Annotated in this window: 1 rRNA gene; it reads right to left on the reverse strand. The window is 45.0% G+C overall.

Going from position 1 to position 595, the window contains the following annotated elements:
- Positions 1 to 117, reverse strand: a 23S ribosomal RNA gene (locus AC1FXP_RS23580); the annotation flags it as partial.
- Between the last annotated feature and the right edge of the window lie 478 nt (positions 118 to 595).

The following is a 595-nucleotide window of genomic DNA, read 5'->3' on the forward strand; positions in this document are numbered from 1 at the left end:
TCGGATATCCTCGGATCAAAGCTCACTTACAGCTCCCCGAGGCGTTTCGCCGTTCGTCGCGTCCTTCTTAGGCTCCTAGTGCCAAGGCATTCACCGTGCGCCCTTTCTAACTTAACCATTTTGGCTTCAGATCTTCTTCGCATTTCTTCGTCAGCTTCACGGACCTCTGTCATGTCACGTACGGGTGTACGCTCCATTCTTTCGGCCATTTGCTTCCTCGAACTGCTCGAAGCTCTTTGCCAAAAACGATCTATTTGAAAAAGTCGTTTTTGAATTCTTGACATGCTCGTTTGACCTTCTCTTATATAATAAGACCGGTAAACTTACATTTCGTTTCTATTTGCATTATCTAGTTTTCAAAGAACCTGGCTACTGACTTCAATTACACCATGCAATTCTTCTCAGTAAGCGCTTCTTGCTGCCATGCTCCGAGAAAGCTAACTTCGTAGCGTTACTCGTAGACGCAGGAGCAATTTTTTGAAGGAAGTTCCTTCAAAACTGAACAAAAGACCAAAGCGTATATGGTCCAAGACCATACATCGACTAGAGTTAAACTCCATAGAAAGGAGGTGATCCAGCCGCACCTTCCGATACG

This window comes from Halalkalibacter sp. HAAS-P013 (genome assembly GCF_056619925.1).